The organism is Klebsiella pasteurii (genome assembly GCF_018139045.1).
Taxonomy (GTDB): domain Bacteria; phylum Pseudomonadota; class Gammaproteobacteria; order Enterobacterales; family Enterobacteriaceae; genus Klebsiella; species Klebsiella grimontii.
This window is the reverse complement of record NZ_CP073236.1, coordinates 4,841,273-4,858,683: the sequence shown is the minus strand read 5'-3', so window position 1 is coordinate 4,858,683 and position 17,411 is coordinate 4,841,273. Positions and strand designations below refer to the sequence as shown.

The window sequence follows — 17,411 nt, the reverse complement described above, 5'->3', positions numbered from 1 at the left end:
CTGCCGTATCCCTGATACTGTGCATTATACTTATGAAGGTTTCATTTCAGTTTAAGCTGTTCATTTCGCTGGTCGCTTTTTTCTCAGTGCTGTTTGCGCTGCTGGGCGTGTATTACTATTTCGACGCCAGCCATCAGCTTTATCAGGAAATGAGCGCCCGCGCGAAAATACAGGCAGAAGAAATCGCGCTGATGCCGGATTTACGTCAGCAGGTGGCGCGTGAAGACGCGCTGGCGATAAAGCCTTTTATGCAAAATATCGCCGCCCACAGCGACGCCAGTTTTATCGTCATTGGCGATAAGCGGGGCGTGCATCTGTTTCACTCTGTCCATCCGGAGTGGGTCGGCACGCGGCTGGTTGGCGGCGATAACCAGTCGGTACTTGAGGGGAAAAGCACGACCACCATCCGCAAAGGGGGACTCGGTATTTCTCTGCGCAGCAAAGCGCCCATTTTCGATGACGCGGGTCGGGTCGTTGGCATTGTCTCCGTCGGCTACCTCACCAGCTATCTCGACAGCATCACGCTGGCAAAAGTCATCAATATCTTCATCGCCGCGGTGCTGCTACTTATCGCGCTGTTTACCTTTTCCTGGTACTTCACCCGCAGCATTAAGAAACAAATCTTCTCGCTGGAGCCGCGGGAAATCGGCCTGCTGGTGCGTCAGCAAAAAGCGATGATGGAGTCGATATACGAAGGGGTGATTGTGATTGACCATCACCGGCGTATCGAAGTGATAAACCACGCCGCCCGCAGCCTGCTCGGACTGAGCCAGCCCGCGCACCAGCTGCGCGGTAAGTCGATCGATAGCGTCATTACCCCGCAGCCGTTTTTCGCCGGCGGAGAGATGTTCGAAAGCGATACCCACGACGAGCTATGCCGTTTTAATCAGCTTACCGTGCTCGCCAGCCGGGTGCGAATCATGCTGGAGAATTCGCTCCAGGGCTGGGTGATCACCTTCCGCGACCGCGATGAAATCAACTCCCTGAGCGCCCAGCTCAGCCAGGTAAAACGCTACGTTGATAATCTGCGCATCATGCGCCATGAACAGCTCAACCGGATGACGACCCTCTCCGGCCTGCTGCATATGGGCCACTATGATGAGGCAATTCGCTATATTCAGGCGCAGTCGGAGCATGCCCAGGAGCTGCTGGACTTTATCTCCTCGCACTTTAATTCGCCGACCCTGTGCGGCCTGCTGCTGGGTAAAGCCGCCCGCGCGCGGGAAAAAGGAGTTGAGCTGAGCTTTGACCCGGCCTGCCGCATCGACCGCCCGCTGCCATCATTGATAGAGTCCGAGCTTATCTCTATCATCGGTAATCTGCTGGATAACGCCATTGAGGCCACCCAGCGCGCCGAACTGCCGCACGAACCGGTAGAGATCCTGATTCAGCTCAACGCCAGGGAATTAATGATTGAAGTCGCCGATCGCGGCGTCGGTATTCGCCCGGAGATCCGCGAGCATATCTTTGAACGCGGCGTCACCACCAAAACCCGGGGCGATCACGGTATTGGACTGTATCTTATTGAGCGCTATGTCACCCAGGCTGGCGGTACGATTGAAGTGGCCGACAACGCGCCGCGCGGGGCGATTTTCACGCTGTTTATTCCCGCCAGCGGGCCAGCCCATCCGCAAGAAGAGACGCACTATGCATCATGACCTGGTCGATGTCCTGATCGTTGAAGATGAAAGCGAACTGGCGCGGCTGCACGCCGAGCTTATCCAGAAACACCCGCGTATGCGGCTGGCGGGCACGGCGGCTTCTCTCGCCCAGGCGCGGCAGATACTCAATGCCAGGCCGCCGCAGCTGGTGCTGCTGGATAACTACCTGCCGGACGGCAAAGGGGTCACCCTGATGAACGATCCTACCATGGCCCACGCTAGCTGCTCGGTGATCTTTATCACCGCCGCCAGCGATATGGAAACCTGTAGCCAGGCGATCCGCAACGGCGCCTTCGACTACATTCTCAAACCGGTGTCGTGGAAACGCCTGAGCCAGTCCCTTGAACGGTTCGTGCAGTTCTACGACCAGCAGCGCGAATGGAAAATTGTCGACCAGCAGAACGTGGATTCGCTGTATCAGTTGCAGGCTAAAAACTACCGAGCCGATAGCGGCAGTAAAGGTATTGAAGAAAAAACGCTGGCGCTGGTGCAGAGTCTGTTTACCGACGAAGAAGCGCGCTGCTTTTCGGTAGATGACGTGGTGAGCGAGGCTGGATTGAGCAAAACCACGGCCCGGCGCTATCTGGAGCACTGCGTGGAAATCGGTTTTCTGCAGGTGGAAATGCTGTACGGCAAGATAGGCCATCCGCGGCGCATGTACCGCCGCGCCGCCAGCGCATCGTGACGCCTCTCCCGCCCGGGAGAGGCCGGTCGTTCAGAAGCCGCGCTGCTCTTTAACCAGCTCCCAGGCTTTCTGGATCTCCTGCGCTTTCTGCTTAGCCATCTCCATCATTTCCGGCGGTAACCCTTTCGCCACCAGCTTATCCGGATGGTGTTCGCTCATCAGCTTACGATAGGCGCGCTTGACGGTAGCGGCATCGTCGGTCGTTTTAACCCCCAGCACATTGCAGGCATCTTCCAGGGTTGGCCCGCGCTGCGCCTGCTGCCAGCCAGCGTTGCCGCCGCGCTGCCCGTATGAATGCTGCTGCGAACCACCGCCAAACTGCGCCCCGCCCTGCATCATGCGCAGGAACTGCTCGAACTGAGCCCGGGAGATACCCAGTTCATCGGCAATGACAAACAGCACATCACGTTCGTTGGGATGCAGTTCACCGTCGGCGAAAGCCGCCTGCAACTGAATTTCCAGAAACATCCGAATTAAATCAAAACGCCCAAAACAGACGCTGCGCAGCTGACGCATTTTCTCACGCAGCGGATAATCATCTGATTTCCCTACCCGAAACGCGTGCTGCGCCGCGGTACGCGCTTCGCCATGCAGATTCATGCGATCCATCAGCAAATTGGCGACATGAATATCGGCTTCAGTGACGCGTCCTTTCGATTTGGTCAGATGCCCCATCACTTCAAAAGTGGTGGAGAAGAACAGCGACTGGCGCTCCTGCTGGTTGGCGAAGACATTCAGCCGGCGACTGCGCGCGCGGTCAAACATATGCCCGACTAAGAACCCCAGCACCACGCCCCAGAAGCCGCCCCCCATCATCAACGCAACCGCAACGCCAATTATTTTACCCAAATACTGCATAGACTCCCCAATCTCTCTGCCGCCAGTTAAGCTATATCTGACCGCACGTTACAAAGCGTTTACGCCTCGGTCAATTGTGGGACATAGCCTATAATTTGCTTTATCATACTCGTCATTCTACACGGTGCCTAACGCTCGGGAAGTAAACGGGCAGGATTAACACTAGCGCGATTTAGACGAGTACGTTAGGCTCTGACCGTTTGCAAGCCGCTGCCACACGATGACGGAACAACAAATACAACGTATGAAAAAACGTATTCCCAGCCTCCTGGCCACCATGATTGCCAGCGCCTTGTATAGCCAACAGGGCCTCGCTGCCGATCTCGCCACGCAGTGTATGCTTGGCGTACCAAGCTACAATCGTCCTCTGGTTGAAGGGAAACCCAACGACCTGCCGGTGACGATCGATGCCGATCATGCGAAAGGCAACTATCCTGATAACGCCGTATTTACCGGCAACGTTGATATCAATCAGGGGAACAGCCGACTGCAGGCCGATGAAGTTCAGCTTCACCAGCAGCAGGCCGCCGGTCAGCCGCAGCCGGTGCGTACAGTTGATGCCCTCGGCAACGTTCACTATGACGACAATCAGGTGATCCTCAAAGGGCCGAAAGCCTGGTCGAACCTGAACACCAAAGATACCAACGTCTGGCAGGGCGATTACCAAATGGTTGGCCGTCAGGGACGCGGTACCGCTGACCTGATGAAACAGCGCGGCGAAAACCGCTACACCATTTTAGAAAACGGCAGCTTCACCTCGTGTCTGCCCGGCTCTGACACCTGGAGCGTGGTCGGCAGTGAAGTTATCCACGACCGCGAAGAACAGGTCGCTGAGATCTGGAACGCCCGCTTCAAGCTCGGTTCCGTGCCGATTTTTTACAGCCCTTACCTGCAGCTGCCGGTGGGTGACAAGCGTCGTTCGGGCTTCCTGATCCCCAACGCCAAATACAGCACCAAAAACGGCGCGGAGTTCTATCTTCCTTACTACTGGAACATCGCCCCGAACTTCGACGCCACGCTGACGCCGCACTATATGAGCAAGCGCGGCGGCGTCATGTGGGAGAACGAATTCCGCTATCTGACCAAAGCAGGAACCGGTTTAATCGAGTTCGATTACCTGCCTTCGGATAAAATCTACCAGGACGATCACTCAGGCGACTCCAATAGCCGCCGTTGGCTGTTCTACTGGAACCATTCCGGCGTCGTAGACCAGGTATGGCGCTTCAACGCCGATTACACCAAAGTCAGCGACCCGGACTACTTTAACGACTTCAGCTCGAAATACGGTTCCAGTACCGATGGCTACGCCACGCAGAAACTCAGCGCCGGCTACGCTAATCAGAACTTTGACGCCACCGTATCGACCAAGCAGTTCCAGGTCTTTGACCGCGACTCAAGCAATGCCTATTCCGCCGAGCCGCAGCTGGACGTGAACTACTACCAGAACGATGTCGGCCCGTTTGATACCCATCTTTATGGCCAGGCGGTGCATTTTGTTAACTCGAACAGCAGAATGCCGGAAGCGACGCGCGTTCACTTCGAGCCAACCATCAACCTGCCGCTGTCTAACGGTTGGGGAAGCATCAATACTGAGGCCAAACTGCTGGCAACCCATTACCAGCAAAGCAACCTTGACGACTACAACGCGGCCAACGGTACCGATTATAAAGACTCCGTTAACCGCGTGATGCCGCAGTTTAAAGTCGATGGCAAAATGGTTTTCGAGCGTGATATGCAGGAGAACTATACCCAGACGCTTGAACCGCGGATGCAGTATCTGTATATCCCTTATCGCGACCAAAGCAAGATCGGCAGCTACGACTCAACGCTGCTGCAATCGGACTACAGCGGCCTGTTCCGCGACCGCACCTACAGCGGTCTCGATCGTATAGCTTCCGCCAATCAGGTCTCCACCGGCGTCACATCTCGCGTTTATGATGCCGCCGCCGTTGAACGTTTTAATATTTCCGTTGGTCAAATCTACTATTTCACCGAGGCACGTACCGGTGACGACAACATCAACTGGGAGAACAACGACACGCGAGGTTCACTGGTATGGGCTGGCGATACTTACTGGCGCATCACCGACGACTGGGGTTTACGCGGGGGAATTCAGTACGATACGCGTCTGGATAACGTCGCTACCGGCAGCGGAACCGTGGAATACCGTCGCGACGAAAACCGTTTAGTACAACTTAACTATCGTTATGCGAGCCCGGAATACATTCAGGCGACCCTGCCGTCTTATTCCACCGCTAAGCAGTACAAAGATGGTATCTCGCAGGTGGGGATGACCGCCAGCTGGCCAATCGTCGATCGTTGGGCAGTCGTCGGCGCGTATTACTACGACACGAATACCAGAAAGTCAGCGAACCAGATGTTAGGGGTTCAGTATAGCTCCTGCTGCTACGCTATCCGCGTCGGCTATGAACGTAAGATCAACGGCTGGGATAACAGCAGCAGCGAAAGCAAATACGACAACACTTTCGGCTTTAACATTGAGCTGCGCGGCCTGAGCTCCAATTACGGTCTCGGCACCCAGCAGATGCTGCGTTCGAACATTTTACCGTACCAGAGCTCCCTGTGATGTGGCTGGTTTAAAACGTAATCCGCAATTGCGGTTAATTGAAATGGAAAAAGTATGAAGAACTGGAAAACGCTGCTTCTCGGTATCGCCATGATCGCGAATACCAGTTTCGCTGCCCCACAGGTTGTCGATAAAGTAGCGGCTGTCGTCAATAATGGCGTTGTTCTGGAAAGCGACGTCGATGGCTTGATGCAATCGGTAAAACTTAACGCCGGCCAGGCCGGGCAGCAGCTGCCGGATGACGCCACCCTGCGTCATCAGATCCTTGAACGTCTAATCATGGACCAGATTGTCCTGCAAATGGGCCAGAAAATGGGCGTGAAGATCTCTGACGATCAGCTCGACCAGGCGATCGCCAACATTGCAAAACAGAACAACATGACCATGGATCAGATGCGTAGCCGTCTGGCCTATGACGGCATTAACTACAACACCTACCGTAATCAGATTCGTAAAGAGATGATTATTTCGGAAGTGCGTAACAATGAAGTTCGTCGTCGCATCACCGTTCTGCCGCAGGAAGTTGAAACTCTGGCAAAACAGATCGGCGATCAGAACGACGCCAGTACCGAACTGAACCTCAGCCACATCCTGATCCCGCTGCCGGAAAACCCGACTTCTGAGCAGGTTGCTGAAGCTCAGGACCAGGCAAACTCCGTGGTTGAGCAGGCGCGCAGCGGTGCGAACTTCGGCAAGCTGGCTATCACCTACTCTGCTGACCAGCAGGCGCTGAAAGGCGGCCAGATGGGCTGGGGCCGGATTCAGGAGCTGCCGGGCATCTTCGCCCAGGCGCTGAGCACCGCGAAAAAAGGCGATATCGTCGGCCCAATACGCTCCGGCGTTGGCTTCCATATCCTGAAAATTAACGATATGCGCGGCGGCAGCCAGAATATCTCCGTGACCGAAGTTCACGCCCGCCACATCCTGCTGAAACCGTCGCCGATCATGAACGACGATCAGGCTCGGGCGAAGCTGGAGCAGATCGCGGCTGACATCAAGAGCGGGAAAACCACGTTTGCCAAAGCGGCGAAAGAGTTCTCTGAAGATCCGGGCTCTGCCAACCAGGGCGGCGATTTAGGTTGGGCGACGCCGGATATCTTCGATCCGGCTTTCCGCGACGCCATTCTGCGCCTCAATAAAGGCCAGACCAGCGCTCCGGTTCACTCCTCCTTCGGCTGGCACCTGATTGAGCTGCTGGATACCCGCAACGTCGACAGAACCGACGCCGCGCAGAAAGATCGCGCTTATCGCATGCTGATGAACCGTAAGTTCTCTGAGGAAGCAGCGACCTGGATGCAGGAACAGCGCGCCAGCGCCTACGTGAAGGTTCTGAGCAACTAATCGCATTAGCCTCATACACAACATCACTCAGGGTGTATCGAGGCGGCTGAGCAAATCGCCCCGGTCTCTGACGGGGGCGACGAAGCGCAGCCAGTAAGAGACCGCCTGAAGGATGAAGTGTATGAATCGAGTTGTTATCACTCCCGGTGAACCCGCCGGGATTGGCCCCGACCTCGTTGTGCAGCTTGCGCAGCGCGACTGGCCGGTAGAGCTGGTGATCTGCGCCGATGGCGCTCTGTTATCCGACCGGGCGAAGCTGCTCGGTCTTCCTTTAGCGCTTCTGCCTTACGACCCCTCCGCCCCCGCTACGCCGCAGCGCGCAGGCACTCTGACGCTTCTCCCCGTCGCGCTCAACGCGCCGGTTGAACCGGGCGTGCTCAACGTCAGCAACGGCAGCTACGTAGTGGACACGCTGGCCCGCGCCTGCGATGGTTGCCTGAACGGCGAGTTCGCCGCGCTGATTACCGGTCCGGTGCACAAGGGCATTATTAACGATGCGGGGATCGCATTTACCGGTCATACCGAGTTCTTTGAAGAGCGCTCGCAGGCCAGTAAAGTGGTGATGATGCTGGCGACGGAAGCGCTGCGCGTGGCGCTGGTGACCACTCACCTGCCGCTAAAAGCGATAAGCGATGCGATTACCCCTGAGCTGCTGCGGGAAATCATCACTATCCTGGATCACGATCTGCGCACCAAATTTGGCATCAGCAACCCGCACGTGCTGGTTTGCGGCCTGAACCCGCACGCCGGCGAAGGCGGCCATATGGGGACGGAAGAGATCGATACCATCATTCCGGTGCTCGAAGAGATGCGCGCGAAAGGCATGAATCTCAGCGGCCCGCTGCCGGCGGATACCCTGTTTCAGCCGAAATATCTCGACCATGCCGATGCCGTGCTCGCGATGTATCACGATCAGGGCCTGCCCGTGCTAAAATACCAGGGCTTTGGCCGCGGCGTGAATATTACGCTCGGTTTACCATTTATTCGCACTTCCGTTGACCACGGCACCGCGCTTGAACTTGCGGGCCAGGGGAAAGCGGAAGTCGGCAGTTTTATCACGGCGCTTAATCTCGCCATTAAAATGATTGTTAATACTCAATGAATAATCGAGTCCATCAGGGCCACTTAGCCCGTAAACGCTTCGGGCAAAACTTTCTCAACGATCAATTTGTGATCGACAGCATTGTCTCGGCCATCAATCCACAAAAAGGCCAGGCGATTGTTGAAATCGGCCCCGGCCTCGCCGCGCTGACCGAACCGGTTGGCGAACGCCTCGACCAGCTCACCGTTATCGAGCTGGACCGCGACCTGGCCGCTCGTCTGCAAACGCATCCGTTCCTCGGACCTAAGCTGACGATTTATCAGCAGGATGCGATGACCATGAACTTTGGTGAGCTGTCGCAGAGCATGGGCCAGCCGCTGCGCGTCTTCGGCAACCTGCCGTACAATATCTCGACCCCGCTGATGTTCCATCTGTTCAGCTATACTGATGCCATTGCCGATATGCACTTTATGCTGCAAAAAGAGGTCGTCAATCGCCTGGTTGCCGGGCCGAACAGTAAGGCGTATGGTCGGTTAAGCGTAATGGCGCAGTACTACTGCCAGATCATCCCGGTACTTGAAGTGCCGCCGAGCGCCTTTACGCCGCCGCCTAAAGTCGATTCCGCCGTAGTGCGTCTGGTGCCTTACCGCACGCTGCCGCATCCGGTGAAAGAAGTACGCGTACTGAGCCGTATCACGACAGAAGCGTTTAACCAGCGTCGGAAAACGATCCGCAACAGCCTCGGCAACCTGTTCAGCGTTGAGGTTCTGACCGAACTGGGTATCGACCCGGCGAAGCGCGCAGAGAATATTTCCGTGGCGCAGTACTGTCAGCTAGCTAACTGGTTATCTGAGAACGCGCCCACCAAGGAGAGCTAACCATGATTAATTCGCCCCGAGTATGTGTGCAGGTACAAAGCATCTATATCGAATCGCAATCTTCTCCGGAAGAAGAGCGTTACGTCTTTGCTTATACCGTCACCATTCGCAATCTGGGGCGAACTCAGGTTCAGCTTCTTGGCCGCTACTGGCTTATCACCAACGGCCACGGTCGCGAGACCGAAGTCCAGGGTGAAGGGGTTGTCGGCGAGCAGCCGCATATTCCCGCTGGCGGTGAGTATCAATATACCAGCGGCGCGGTCATTGAAACGCCGCTGGGCACCATGCAGGGACATTATGAGATGATCGATGTGAACGGCGCGCCGTTCTCCATTGAAGTCCCTGTTTTCCGTCTCGCAGTACCAACCCTCATCCATTAAAACAATGTCTACATACCTTATTGGCGACGTTCACGGTTGCTACGATGAACTGATCGCATTATTAGAGCAGGTGGAGTTTAACCCTGAGGTTGATACGCTGTGGCTCACGGGCGACCTGGTCGCGCGCGGCCCCGGTTCTCTGGAAGTGCTGCGTTTCGTGAAACAGCTTGGCGATAGCGTTCGCATCGTCCTGGGCAATCATGACCTGCACCTGCTGGCGGTCTTTGCGGGCATTAGCCGCAATAAACCCAAAGATCGGCTGAAATCGCTACTCGAGGCACCGGATGCCGACGATCTGCTCAACTGGCTGCGTCGTCAGCCAATGATGCAAATCGATGAAGAGAAAAAGCTGGTCATGGCCCATGCCGGGATCACCCCGCAATGGGATCTGGAAACCGCCAAACAGTGCGCCCGCGATGTGGAAGCCGTGCTCGCCAGCGACTCCTATCCGTTCTTCCTCGACGCGATGTACGGCGATATGCCGAACAACTGGAGTAACGAGCTCAGCGGCCTGGCGCGCCTGCGCTTTATCTCCAACGCCTTTACCCGCATGCGCTACTGCTTCCCGAACGGGCAGTTGGATATGTACGCCAAAGAGGCGCCGGAAAACGCCCCCGCGCCGCTCAAGCCGTGGTTTGCCATTCCCGGACCGGTGGCCAACGAGTACAGTATTGCTTTCGGTCATTGGGCTTCACTGGAAGGAAAAGGCACGCCGGAAGGCATTTACGCGCTGGATACCGGCTGCTGCTGGGGCGGCGATCTGACCTGCCTGCGCTGGGAAGATAAGACATATTTTACGCAGCCATCAAACCGGCAGGTAAATCTTGATGGGGATGAGGCAATCGCCTCCTGAAGATAGTCCCCCGGTGGGCTAAGCCACCGGGGAAAGCTTTAGCGGCGCTCCAGAATCTCGAAGCAGTAGCTATGGGAATTCTGCGCATCGGCATCGTGGAACTCGCTGAATACCGACTCCCACTCGTCCGGGTCGTAATCCGGGAAATGAGTATCGCCCTCCACTTCCGCATCAATATGCGTCAGATAGAGCTTGTGTGCTTTCGGCAGGAACTGCTCATACACGCGACCGCCGCCGATCACCATCATCTCTTCCACGTCGCCGCAGGCGGCAATAGCTTCATCGACCGATTTGACCCACTCCACGCGCTCGTCGGTTCCGGTCTGGCTGCTAATCACGATATTTTTACGTCCCGGTAACGGACGACCGATGGATTCCCAGGTAAGACGTCCCATCACTACCGGTTTGTTTAAGGTATTGCGCTTAAACCAGGCGAGATCGGCAGGCAGGTTCCATGGCATGGCGTTTTCCATACCAATGACGCGATCTACCGCTAACGCCGCAATCAGACTGATCATTAAATAATTCCCGAATGCAAAAAATTGTCGCCACTATACGGAAAGCGTAATACTTCGTCGACTGGGCAAAGGGTAAAGAATCAGAAAATTTTAAGTTTTGCTGGCGAGCCCACGTAAGCCCCGTGAGCCGCCAGAACAGGATTTAAATTGAAAACAAAATGTTACTTGTAAAGCTAACGTAACACCCTGAATTTACCCTATACCGAGGGCTTATTCTCCGGTTCATCAGCGATGTCGCCGGTATGCCGTCCCTCTTCCGTCCCCTGCCAGCCGTGACGCTGAACCAGCGATAAATGATTGCGGTCCTCGTTAATAATGCCGGTCAGCATATCGCTGGTACGTTTGAACACCGCCACCCGCGAAGCCGCATCGTTTTCCGCCATCGCCACCATCTCTTCAACCATTTGCAGGTTGAAACGGCGGAACAGGTCGGCGCGTTCCCGGGCCTCATAGGCGCCGAGGCCCAGCGCCTCCAGCGTCATACGCCCGGACTTCAGCGCCGCTTCAAAGGTTTCGCGCTCCGGCGCTTCGACTCCGGCCTGGCGCAGCTTAATATAATGATCGACATCGCGGGCGCGGGAGATGATCTGCAGATGTGGGAAATGCTCTTTTGCCAGCTCCGCCAGCTGCAGGTTCGTCTGCGGATCGTCGATGGCGTTAATCAGCACTTCCGCTTTTTCCGCCCCCGCCGATTCCAGCAGGTCAACCCGCGTCGCATCGCCGTAGAACACCTTCATATCAAACTTACGCAGGGTATCGACGTGGTCAGGATCGTGATCGAGGATCACCATCTTCACGCCGCTGGAGAGCAGCACGCGGCCGGCAATCTGCCCGTAACGACCGAAGCCGGCGATAATCACCCGCGGCTGCTCTTCATCAATTTCATCGGCTTCGCGCTCCTGGCCGCTGGCGGATTTCTCCAGACGGGTCAGCAACACCAGCAAGATTGGCGTGGCAGCCATCGATAGCGCCACCGCCAGGGTCAACGCCTTCGCCCATTCTCCGTCCAGGACATCGGCCATCTGCGCCGCGCCGAAGACCACAAAGGCGAATTCACTCCCCTGCCCCAGCAGCACCGCAAACCAGCGGCGCTGGGCGCGAGGTACGCCTAACGGCCTGGCGATCAGCCACAGCATCAGGGACTTAATCACCAGGAATCCCACCAGCAAAATCAGGATCCGCAGCGGATGAGTGACCAGGGTACCGAAGTCGATAGACATGCCGACGCCGATAAAAAACAGCCCCAGCAGCAGCCCCTTAAACGGTTCAATATCGCTCTCCAGGGCGTGGCGGTACTCCGAGCTCGCCAGCAGCACCCCGGCGAGGAAGGCCCCCATCGCCATCGACAGCCCGACCTCTTCCAGCAGCAGTCCGAAGCCAAATACCAGGAACAGGGCCACGGCGCTGAAGACTTCGCGCAGCCCGGAGCGCGCGACAAAACGCAGCATAGGCCGGGTCAGATAACGTCCGAGCGCCACCACCAGCGCCAGCGCGCCCGCTACTTTCAGCGCCGAGAGCGCAAACGCGCCCAAGGTCGTCGAGCCGCCGCTTGCCGCCAGCAGCGGGATCATCGCCACCAGAGGAATGGCCGCGATATCCTGAAACAGCAGCACCGCGAAAGCGCTGCGGCCCAGTTGCGTAACCGTCAGGTTACGTTCGTTCATCGCCTGCATGGCGATCGCCGTTGAGGAGAGCGCCAGGGTCATACCAATCAGCTCGGCAACCTGCCAGCGCAGACCAAGCGACATGCAGAACAGGCCGATCAGCACGCCGCAGACGACCATCTGCAGCGCCCCGCCGCCGAACACCGAGGCGCGCAGTTTCCACAGTCGTTGGGGATCCAGCTCCAGGCCGATGACAAAAAGCATCAGCACCACGCCGATTTCGGCAAAGTGCAGAATCGACTCGGCGTCGGTGACCAGCCGCAGCCCCCACGGGCCAATAATACAGCCAGCAATTAAATAGCCGAGTACCGACCCCAGTCCAAGACGTACGGCAATCGGCACAATTAGCGCAGCGGATCCTAAATAGATCAGCGCCTGTATCAGCGTATGGCTATCCATGGTTGTGCGCCTCCTGCCATTCGATTAAACGTTGACGATAGCGGCGCGCCTGCGCCTGAAGGGTTTCATCATCGCAGATAAAAGTGCAATGCATCGCGAACGGCGGCAGCCATTTCATGCCGCAATACAGCGCGGTGGCCTGCAGCGGCTGCGCCAGCACGTCGAAACCGGGGAAGGAACCGATATCAAAGTGGCTTTCGCCGCCGCCGGTGGTGACCGCCCACATTAGCGATTTACCGTGCAGCGCGATACCGTTGTGCCCGTATGCCCAGCCGTGCGCCAGTACCTTATCCAGCCACAGCTTCAGCAACGGCGGTACGCTGTACCACTGCATCGGATGCTGCCAGATAACCAGATCGGCTCGGGCCAGCGCGGCCTGCTCGGCGGCGATATCGATATTGAAATCGGGATAAAGTTGATAGAGGGAGCGTATCTCTACGCCGTCAAGCGTTCCTGCCTGTTCAAGCATCCGCTTATTCGCATGCGAGTGCTGCGGATAAGGGTGCGCATAAATTATGAGAATCATTGATTAGCCTGCGTTAGTTCTTGTTGTAATCAGCAAGAGTGTAGACAGTTAATCGAATCGCTTACAATGATAAGTGTGATTTAAATCTCATTCAGGATGAGGGGCTGTCAGATGTGCGCAAAGGTGAGGCCAGATATGACCCCGCCGCACGGGGCCATGGAGAACGCTTAGTTATCCAGTTCATCCATCGATTTAACCTGATCGCGATTGATCTGCTCGGTGCGGCCAGTCTCGGCATTTTTGTAGGACACAAGCCCGGTATCATCGTCCACCTGCGGCTTGCCATCGGTCACAATGGTTTTGCCGTCGGTCGTTTTTAGCGACTGATTGGATGAGCAGCCAGCGACGGTAAAAAGCGCGGCAGCGGCGAAAACAGCAGCAGTGAGGGGTTTATATTGCATCGTGTTTCTCTCCCGTTATTAAGAGCCTATCCCATTAGGACTATTTCACTTGCCATTTTGGACCTGGGCAGTGCTCGAAATCCTCACGTACTACGTGTACGCTCCGGTTTCTCCGCGCTGTCCGTATCCAAACTGGCTGCGCCAATAACGCCTACTGGGATAGGCTCTAAGTCATATTAATTATCACCCTAACCACTTTAGGCTAGCTGACTGAACCGAGGGAGAAAACCAGAACTCTCCGAAGTGGCCTGTTAGCGCCAGGCCCTCTATTTTTGATCGGCGTTCAGCGCCGCGGGGAGCGTCACTTTATTCCGCCCGGGCTTAGCGCCACGCAAAAAAAAAAGCGCCTCCGGCGTTGGCCACCGGAGGCGCTATTAGTGGCAGATGAGATTACTTTTTAATCTGCGCGTGCATTTCTTGTACCGATGTCACCTTCTCCATCGCGTTGGCGTTCAGCGCCATTGCGGTGGCGAAACCGCCGTTCAGCGTGGTGTCATAGTGCACTTTGTACTGCAGCGCACTGCGGCGAATCAGCTTGGAGTCTTCAATCGCCTGACGACCTGCGGTGGTGTTGATGATATAGGTATATTCGCCATTCTTAATACGGTCCTGAATGTGCGGACGACCTTCATGCACCTTGTTCACCAGACGCGGGTTGATGCCGGCTTCGCCCAGCACAATCGCGGTACCGTGAGTGGCATCCAGCTCAAAACCGAACTTCAGCAGTTTTGCCGCCAGATCCACCACGCGCTCTTTGTCGCCTTCACGAACGGAGAGCAACGCGCGCCCCTGTTTCTTCATCGTGGAGTTGCTGCCCAGCTGCGCCTTGGCGAAGGCTTCCGCAAAGGTACGTCCCACGCCCATCACTTCACCGGTCGAGCGCATTTCTGGCCCTAACAGCGGGTCAACGCCCGGGAATTTGTTGAACGGCAGCACCACCTCTTTCACCGAGTAGTACGGCGGAATGATTTCTTTGGTCACGCCTTGCTGCGCCAACGTTTTCCCGGCCATCACGCGCGCCGCGACTTTCGCCAGCGGTACGCCGGTGGCTTTCGAGACAAACGGGACGGTACGCGCCGCGCGCGGGTTGACTTCAATCAGGTAGACTTCGTTGTTTTTGACCGCAAACTGCACGTTCATCAGGCCGCGAACCTGCAGCTCAAAGGCCAGCTTCTGCACCTGCTCGCGCATCACATCCTGAATTTCCTGACTCAGGGTGTAGGCCGGCAGTGAACACGCGGAGTCGCCGGAGTGCACGCCCGCCTGCTCGATATGCTCCATGATGCCGCCAATCAGCACCATTTCGCCGTCGCAGATCGCATCAACGTCAACTTCAACCGCATCGTCAAGGAAACGGTCCAGCAGTACCGGCGCATCGTTAGAGACGCTGACCGCGGTCTGGAAGTAACGGCGCAGGTCGATCTCGTCATAGACGATCTCCATCGCGCGACCGCCGAGAACGTAGGACGGGCGCACCACCAGCGGGTAGCCAATCTCTTTCGCTTTTTCGACAGCCATTTCGATCGCGGTCACAGTGGCGTTCGCCGGCTGCTTCAGCTTCAGGCGGTCAACCGCATGCTGGAAGCGCTCACGGTCTTCCGCACGGTCAATCGCATCCGGGCTGGTGCCGATAACCGGCACGCCAGCCGCTTCCAGCGCGCGCGCCAGCTTCAGCGGAGTCTGACCGCCGTACTGTACGATAACGCCTTTCGGCTTCTCGATACGCACGATTTCCAGTACATCTTCCAGCGTCACCGGTTCGAAGTAGAGACGGTCGGAGGTGTCGTAGTCGGTGGAGACGGTTTCCGGGTTACAGTTGACCATAATGGTCTCATAGCCGTCTTCGCGCAGCGCCAGGGAGGCGTGTACGCAGCAGTAGTCAAACTCGATACCCTGACCAATACGGTTCGGGCCGCCGCCGAGTACCATGATTTTATCGCGGTCAACGGACGGGTTCGCTTCGCACTCGTCTTCATAGGTGGAGTACATGTAGGCGGTGTCGGTGGCGAATTCCGCCGCACAGGTATCCACACGCTTGTAGACCGGGTGCAGGTCGTACTGGTCGCGCAGCTTGCGGATTTCCGCTTCGCGCACGCCCGCCAGCTTCGCCAGACGCGCATCGGCAAAGCCTTTGCGCTTAAGCTGACGCAGGAAGTCGGCGTCGAGGCCGGTAATACCGACTTCGGCCACTTTCTCTTCCAGACGCACCAGCTCTTCAATCTGCACCAGGAACCAGCGGTCGATATTGGTCAGGTTGAAAACGCCGTCGACGGACAGGCCGGCGCGGAAGGCATCGGCGATGTACCAGATACGCTCAGCGCCCGCGTCTTTCAGCTCGCGGCGAATCTTGGTCAGCGCTTCCGGGTCGTCAAGGCTCACCTTCGGATCGAAACCGGTGGCGCCCACTTCCAGGCCACGCAGCGCTTTTTGCAGGGACTCCTGCTGCGTGCGGCCAATCGCCATCACTTCACCGACAGATTTCATCTGGGTGGTCAGGCGATCGTTAGCGCCAACGAATTTTTCGAAGTTGAAGCGCGGGATTTTAGTCACGACGTAGTCGATGGACGGCTCAAACGACGCCGGGGTACGGCCGCCGGTGATATCGTTCATCAGCTCATCAAGGGTGTAACCTACCGCCAGCTTCGCCGCGACCTTGGCAATCGGGAAGCCAGTGGCTTTCGAGGCCAGCGCCGAGGAGCGGGATACGCGCGGGTTCATTTCGATAACGATCAGGCGACCGTCTTTCGGGTTCACCGAGAACTGAACGTTGGAACCGCCGGTCTCAACGCCGATTTCACGCAGTACCGCCATCGAGGCGTTACGCATGATTTGGTATTCTTTATCGGTCAGGGTCTGCGCCGGCGCAACGGTGATGGAGTCACCGGTATGGATGCCCATGGCGTCAAAGTTTTCGATAGAGCAGACGATGATACAGTTGTCGTTTTTATCACGCACCACTTCCATCTCGTACTCTTTCCAGCCAATCAGCGACTCATCAATCAGCAGTTCATTGGTTGGGGAGAGATCCAGCCCGCGCTCGCAAATCTCTTCGAACTCTTCGCGGTTATAGGCGATACCACCGCCGGTGCCGCCCATGGTAAAAGAGGGACGGATGATACATGGGAAACCAACGTCAGCGGCAACCGCCAGCGCTTCTTCCATAGTATGCGCGATACCGGAACGCGCGGTGTCGAGGCCGATTTTCTTCATCGCCACGTCGAAACGGCGGCGGTCTTCGGCTTTATCAATCGCATCGGCGGTCGCGCCAATCATAGTCACGCCGAATTCTTCAAGCACGCCCTGACGCTCCAGCTCCAGCGCGCAGTTCAGCGCCGTCTGGCCGCCCATGGTCGGCAGAACCGCATCCGGACGCTCTTTCTCAATAATCTTGCGCACCACTTCCCAGTGAATCGGCTCGATGTAGGTGGCATCGGCCATTTCCGGGTCGGTCATGATGGTAGCCGGGTTAGAGTTTACCAGAATGACGCGGTAACCCTCTTCGCGCAGCGCTTTACACGCCTGGGCGCCGGAGTAGTCAAACTCACACGCCTGACCGATAACAATCGGGCCCGCGCCCAGAATCAGGATGCTTTTTATATCTGTACGTTTTGGCATGGC

The 17,411-nt window shown here is 56.8% G+C and carries 14 protein-coding genes; 8 read left to right on the top strand and 6 right to left on the bottom strand.

From position 1 onward, the window contains the following. The first annotated feature begins 32 nt into the window (after nucleotides 1–32). On the top strand, nucleotides 33–1,658 hold the full coding sequence (locus KCG39_RS22815; protein WP_004128840.1) for an ATP-binding protein: 1,626 nt from the start codon (nucleotides 33–35) through the stop codon (nucleotides 1,656–1,658). Continuing rightward, nucleotides 1,648–2,346 carry a response regulator gene (locus KCG39_RS22810; protein WP_087828469.1) on the top strand — a complete coding sequence of 233 codons (699 nt, stop codon included), beginning with the start codon at nucleotides 1,648–1,650 and terminating at the stop codon, nucleotides 2,344–2,346. The genes KCG39_RS22815 and KCG39_RS22810 overlap by 11 nt, the downstream gene beginning before the upstream one ends. Before the next feature lie 30 nt (nucleotides 2,347–2,376). Here the strand turns inward: KCG39_RS22810 and djlA are convergent, their stop codons facing one another. Beyond that, nucleotides 2,377–3,204, bottom strand: a complete 828-nt coding sequence (djlA, locus tag KCG39_RS22805) for a co-chaperone DjlA (protein WP_049112713.1) — start codon at nucleotides 3,202–3,204, stop codon at nucleotides 2,377–2,379. 244 nt (nucleotides 3,205–3,448) lie between these two features. Between djlA and lptD the strand changes: the two genes are divergently transcribed. The 6 genes from lptD (at nucleotide 3,449) to apaH (ending at nucleotide 10,285) form a co-directional block, all read left to right on the top strand. After that, complete coding sequence (gene lptD, locus KCG39_RS22800) at nucleotides 3,449–5,791, top strand: LPS assembly protein LptD (protein ID WP_032742034.1); 2,343 nt, start codon at nucleotides 3,449–3,451, stop codon at nucleotides 5,789–5,791. Between the two features lie 54 nt (nucleotides 5,792–5,845). After that, the gene (surA, locus tag KCG39_RS22795) at nucleotides 5,846–7,132 is read left to right on the top strand and encodes a peptidylprolyl isomerase SurA (RefSeq protein WP_004128832.1); all 1,287 of its coding nucleotides are present in this window, start codon (nucleotides 5,846–5,848) and stop codon (nucleotides 7,130–7,132) included. 121 nt (nucleotides 7,133–7,253) lie between these two features. Then, complete coding sequence (pdxA, locus tag KCG39_RS22790; RefSeq protein ID WP_004128831.1) at nucleotides 7,254–8,234, top strand: 4-hydroxythreonine-4-phosphate dehydrogenase PdxA; 981 nt, start codon at nucleotides 7,254–7,256, stop codon at nucleotides 8,232–8,234. Next, complete coding sequence (gene rsmA, locus KCG39_RS22785; RefSeq protein WP_004098527.1) at nucleotides 8,231–9,052, top strand: 16S rRNA (adenine(1518)-N(6)/adenine(1519)-N(6))-dimethyltransferase RsmA; 822 nt, start codon at nucleotides 8,231–8,233, stop codon at nucleotides 9,050–9,052. Before pdxA ends, rsmA begins: the two co-directional genes overlap by 4 nt. 2 nt (nucleotides 9,053–9,054) lie before the next feature. Next, a complete protein-coding gene (gene apaG, locus KCG39_RS22780; protein WP_116944001.1) occupies nucleotides 9,055–9,432 on the top strand; it encodes a Co2+/Mg2+ efflux protein ApaG in 378 nt (125 codons plus the stop codon). A gap of 4 nt (nucleotides 9,433–9,436) precedes the next feature. Beyond that, nucleotides 9,437–10,285: a bis(5'-nucleosyl)-tetraphosphatase (symmetrical) ApaH gene (gene apaH, locus KCG39_RS22775; protein WP_004128827.1), complete on the top strand. Its 849-nt coding sequence runs from the start codon at nucleotides 9,437–9,439 to the stop codon at nucleotides 10,283–10,285. A 38-nt stretch (nucleotides 10,286–10,323) separates the two neighbouring features. On the opposite strand, the gene folA is transcribed toward apaH, so the two are convergent. The 5 genes from folA to carB form a co-directional block, all read right to left on the bottom strand. Then, nucleotides 10,324–10,803 (bottom strand): type 3 dihydrofolate reductase, encoded by a 480-nt coding sequence (folA, locus tag KCG39_RS22770; protein WP_142468532.1) that lies wholly within the window; start codon nucleotides 10,801–10,803, stop codon nucleotides 10,324–10,326. Nucleotides 10,804–11,000: 197 nt separating this feature from the next. Continuing rightward, complete coding sequence (gene kefC, locus KCG39_RS22765; protein ID WP_004128825.1) at nucleotides 11,001–12,866, bottom strand: glutathione-regulated potassium-efflux system protein KefC; 1,866 nt, start codon at nucleotides 12,864–12,866, stop codon at nucleotides 11,001–11,003. After that, nucleotides 12,859–13,392, bottom strand: coding sequence for a glutathione-regulated potassium-efflux system oxidoreductase KefF (kefF, locus tag KCG39_RS22760; RefSeq protein ID WP_004128823.1), 534 nt, complete (start codon nucleotides 13,390–13,392; stop codon nucleotides 12,859–12,861). Before kefF ends, kefC begins: the two co-directional genes overlap by 8 nt. Nucleotides 13,393–13,559: 167 nt before the next feature. Further along, nucleotides 13,560–13,793 carry a YgdI/YgdR family lipoprotein gene (locus KCG39_RS22755; protein WP_004098521.1) on the bottom strand — a complete coding sequence of 78 codons (234 nt, stop codon included), beginning with the start codon at nucleotides 13,791–13,793 and terminating at the stop codon, nucleotides 13,560–13,562. A gap of 390 nt (nucleotides 13,794–14,183) precedes the next feature. Further along, nucleotides 14,184–17,408, bottom strand: a complete 3,225-nt coding sequence (carB, locus tag KCG39_RS22750; protein ID WP_004098519.1) for a carbamoyl-phosphate synthase large subunit — start codon at nucleotides 17,406–17,408, stop codon at nucleotides 14,184–14,186. Nucleotides 17,409–17,411 lie beyond the last annotated feature (3 nt).

Bases quoted from the DNA above. Each gene is read 5' to 3' on its own strand.
- folA (WP_142468532.1), bottom strand. From the start codon at position 10,803: ATGATCAGTCTGATTGCGGCGTTAGCGGTAGATCGCGTCATTGGTATG.
- rsmA (WP_004098527.1), top strand. From the start codon at position 8,231: ATGAATAATCGAGTCCATCAGGGCCACTTAGCCCGTAAACGCTTCGGG.
- surA (WP_004128832.1), top strand. From the start codon at position 5,846: ATGAAGAACTGGAAAACGCTGCTTCTCGGTATCGCCATGATCGCGAAT.
- apaG (WP_116944001.1), top strand. From the start codon at position 9,055: ATGATTAATTCGCCCCGAGTATGTGTGCAGGTACAAAGCATCTATATC.
- KCG39_RS22755 (WP_004098521.1), bottom strand. From the start codon at position 13,793: ATGCAATATAAACCCCTCACTGCTGCTGTTTTCGCCGCTGCCGCGCTT.
- kefF (WP_004128823.1), bottom strand. From the start codon at position 13,392: ATGATTCTCATAATTTATGCGCACCCTTATCCGCAGCACTCGCATGCG.
- KCG39_RS22810 (WP_087828469.1), top strand. From the start codon at position 1,648: ATGCATCATGACCTGGTCGATGTCCTGATCGTTGAAGATGAAAGCGAA.
- lptD (WP_032742034.1), top strand. From the start codon at position 3,449: ATGAAAAAACGTATTCCCAGCCTCCTGGCCACCATGATTGCCAGCGCC.
- carB (WP_004098519.1), bottom strand. From the start codon at position 17,408: ATGCCAAAACGTACAGATATAAAAAGCATCCTGATTCTGGGCGCGGGC.
- kefC (WP_004128825.1), bottom strand. From the start codon at position 12,866: ATGGATAGCCATACGCTGATACAGGCGCTGATCTATTTAGGATCCGCT.
- djlA (WP_049112713.1), bottom strand. From the start codon at position 3,204: ATGCAGTATTTGGGTAAAATAATTGGCGTTGCGGTTGCGTTGATGATG.
- apaH (WP_004128827.1), top strand. From the start codon at position 9,437: ATGTCTACATACCTTATTGGCGACGTTCACGGTTGCTACGATGAACTG.
- KCG39_RS22815 (WP_004128840.1), top strand. From the start codon at position 33: ATGAAGGTTTCATTTCAGTTTAAGCTGTTCATTTCGCTGGTCGCTTTT.
- pdxA (WP_004128831.1), top strand. From the start codon at position 7,254: ATGAATCGAGTTGTTATCACTCCCGGTGAACCCGCCGGGATTGGCCCC.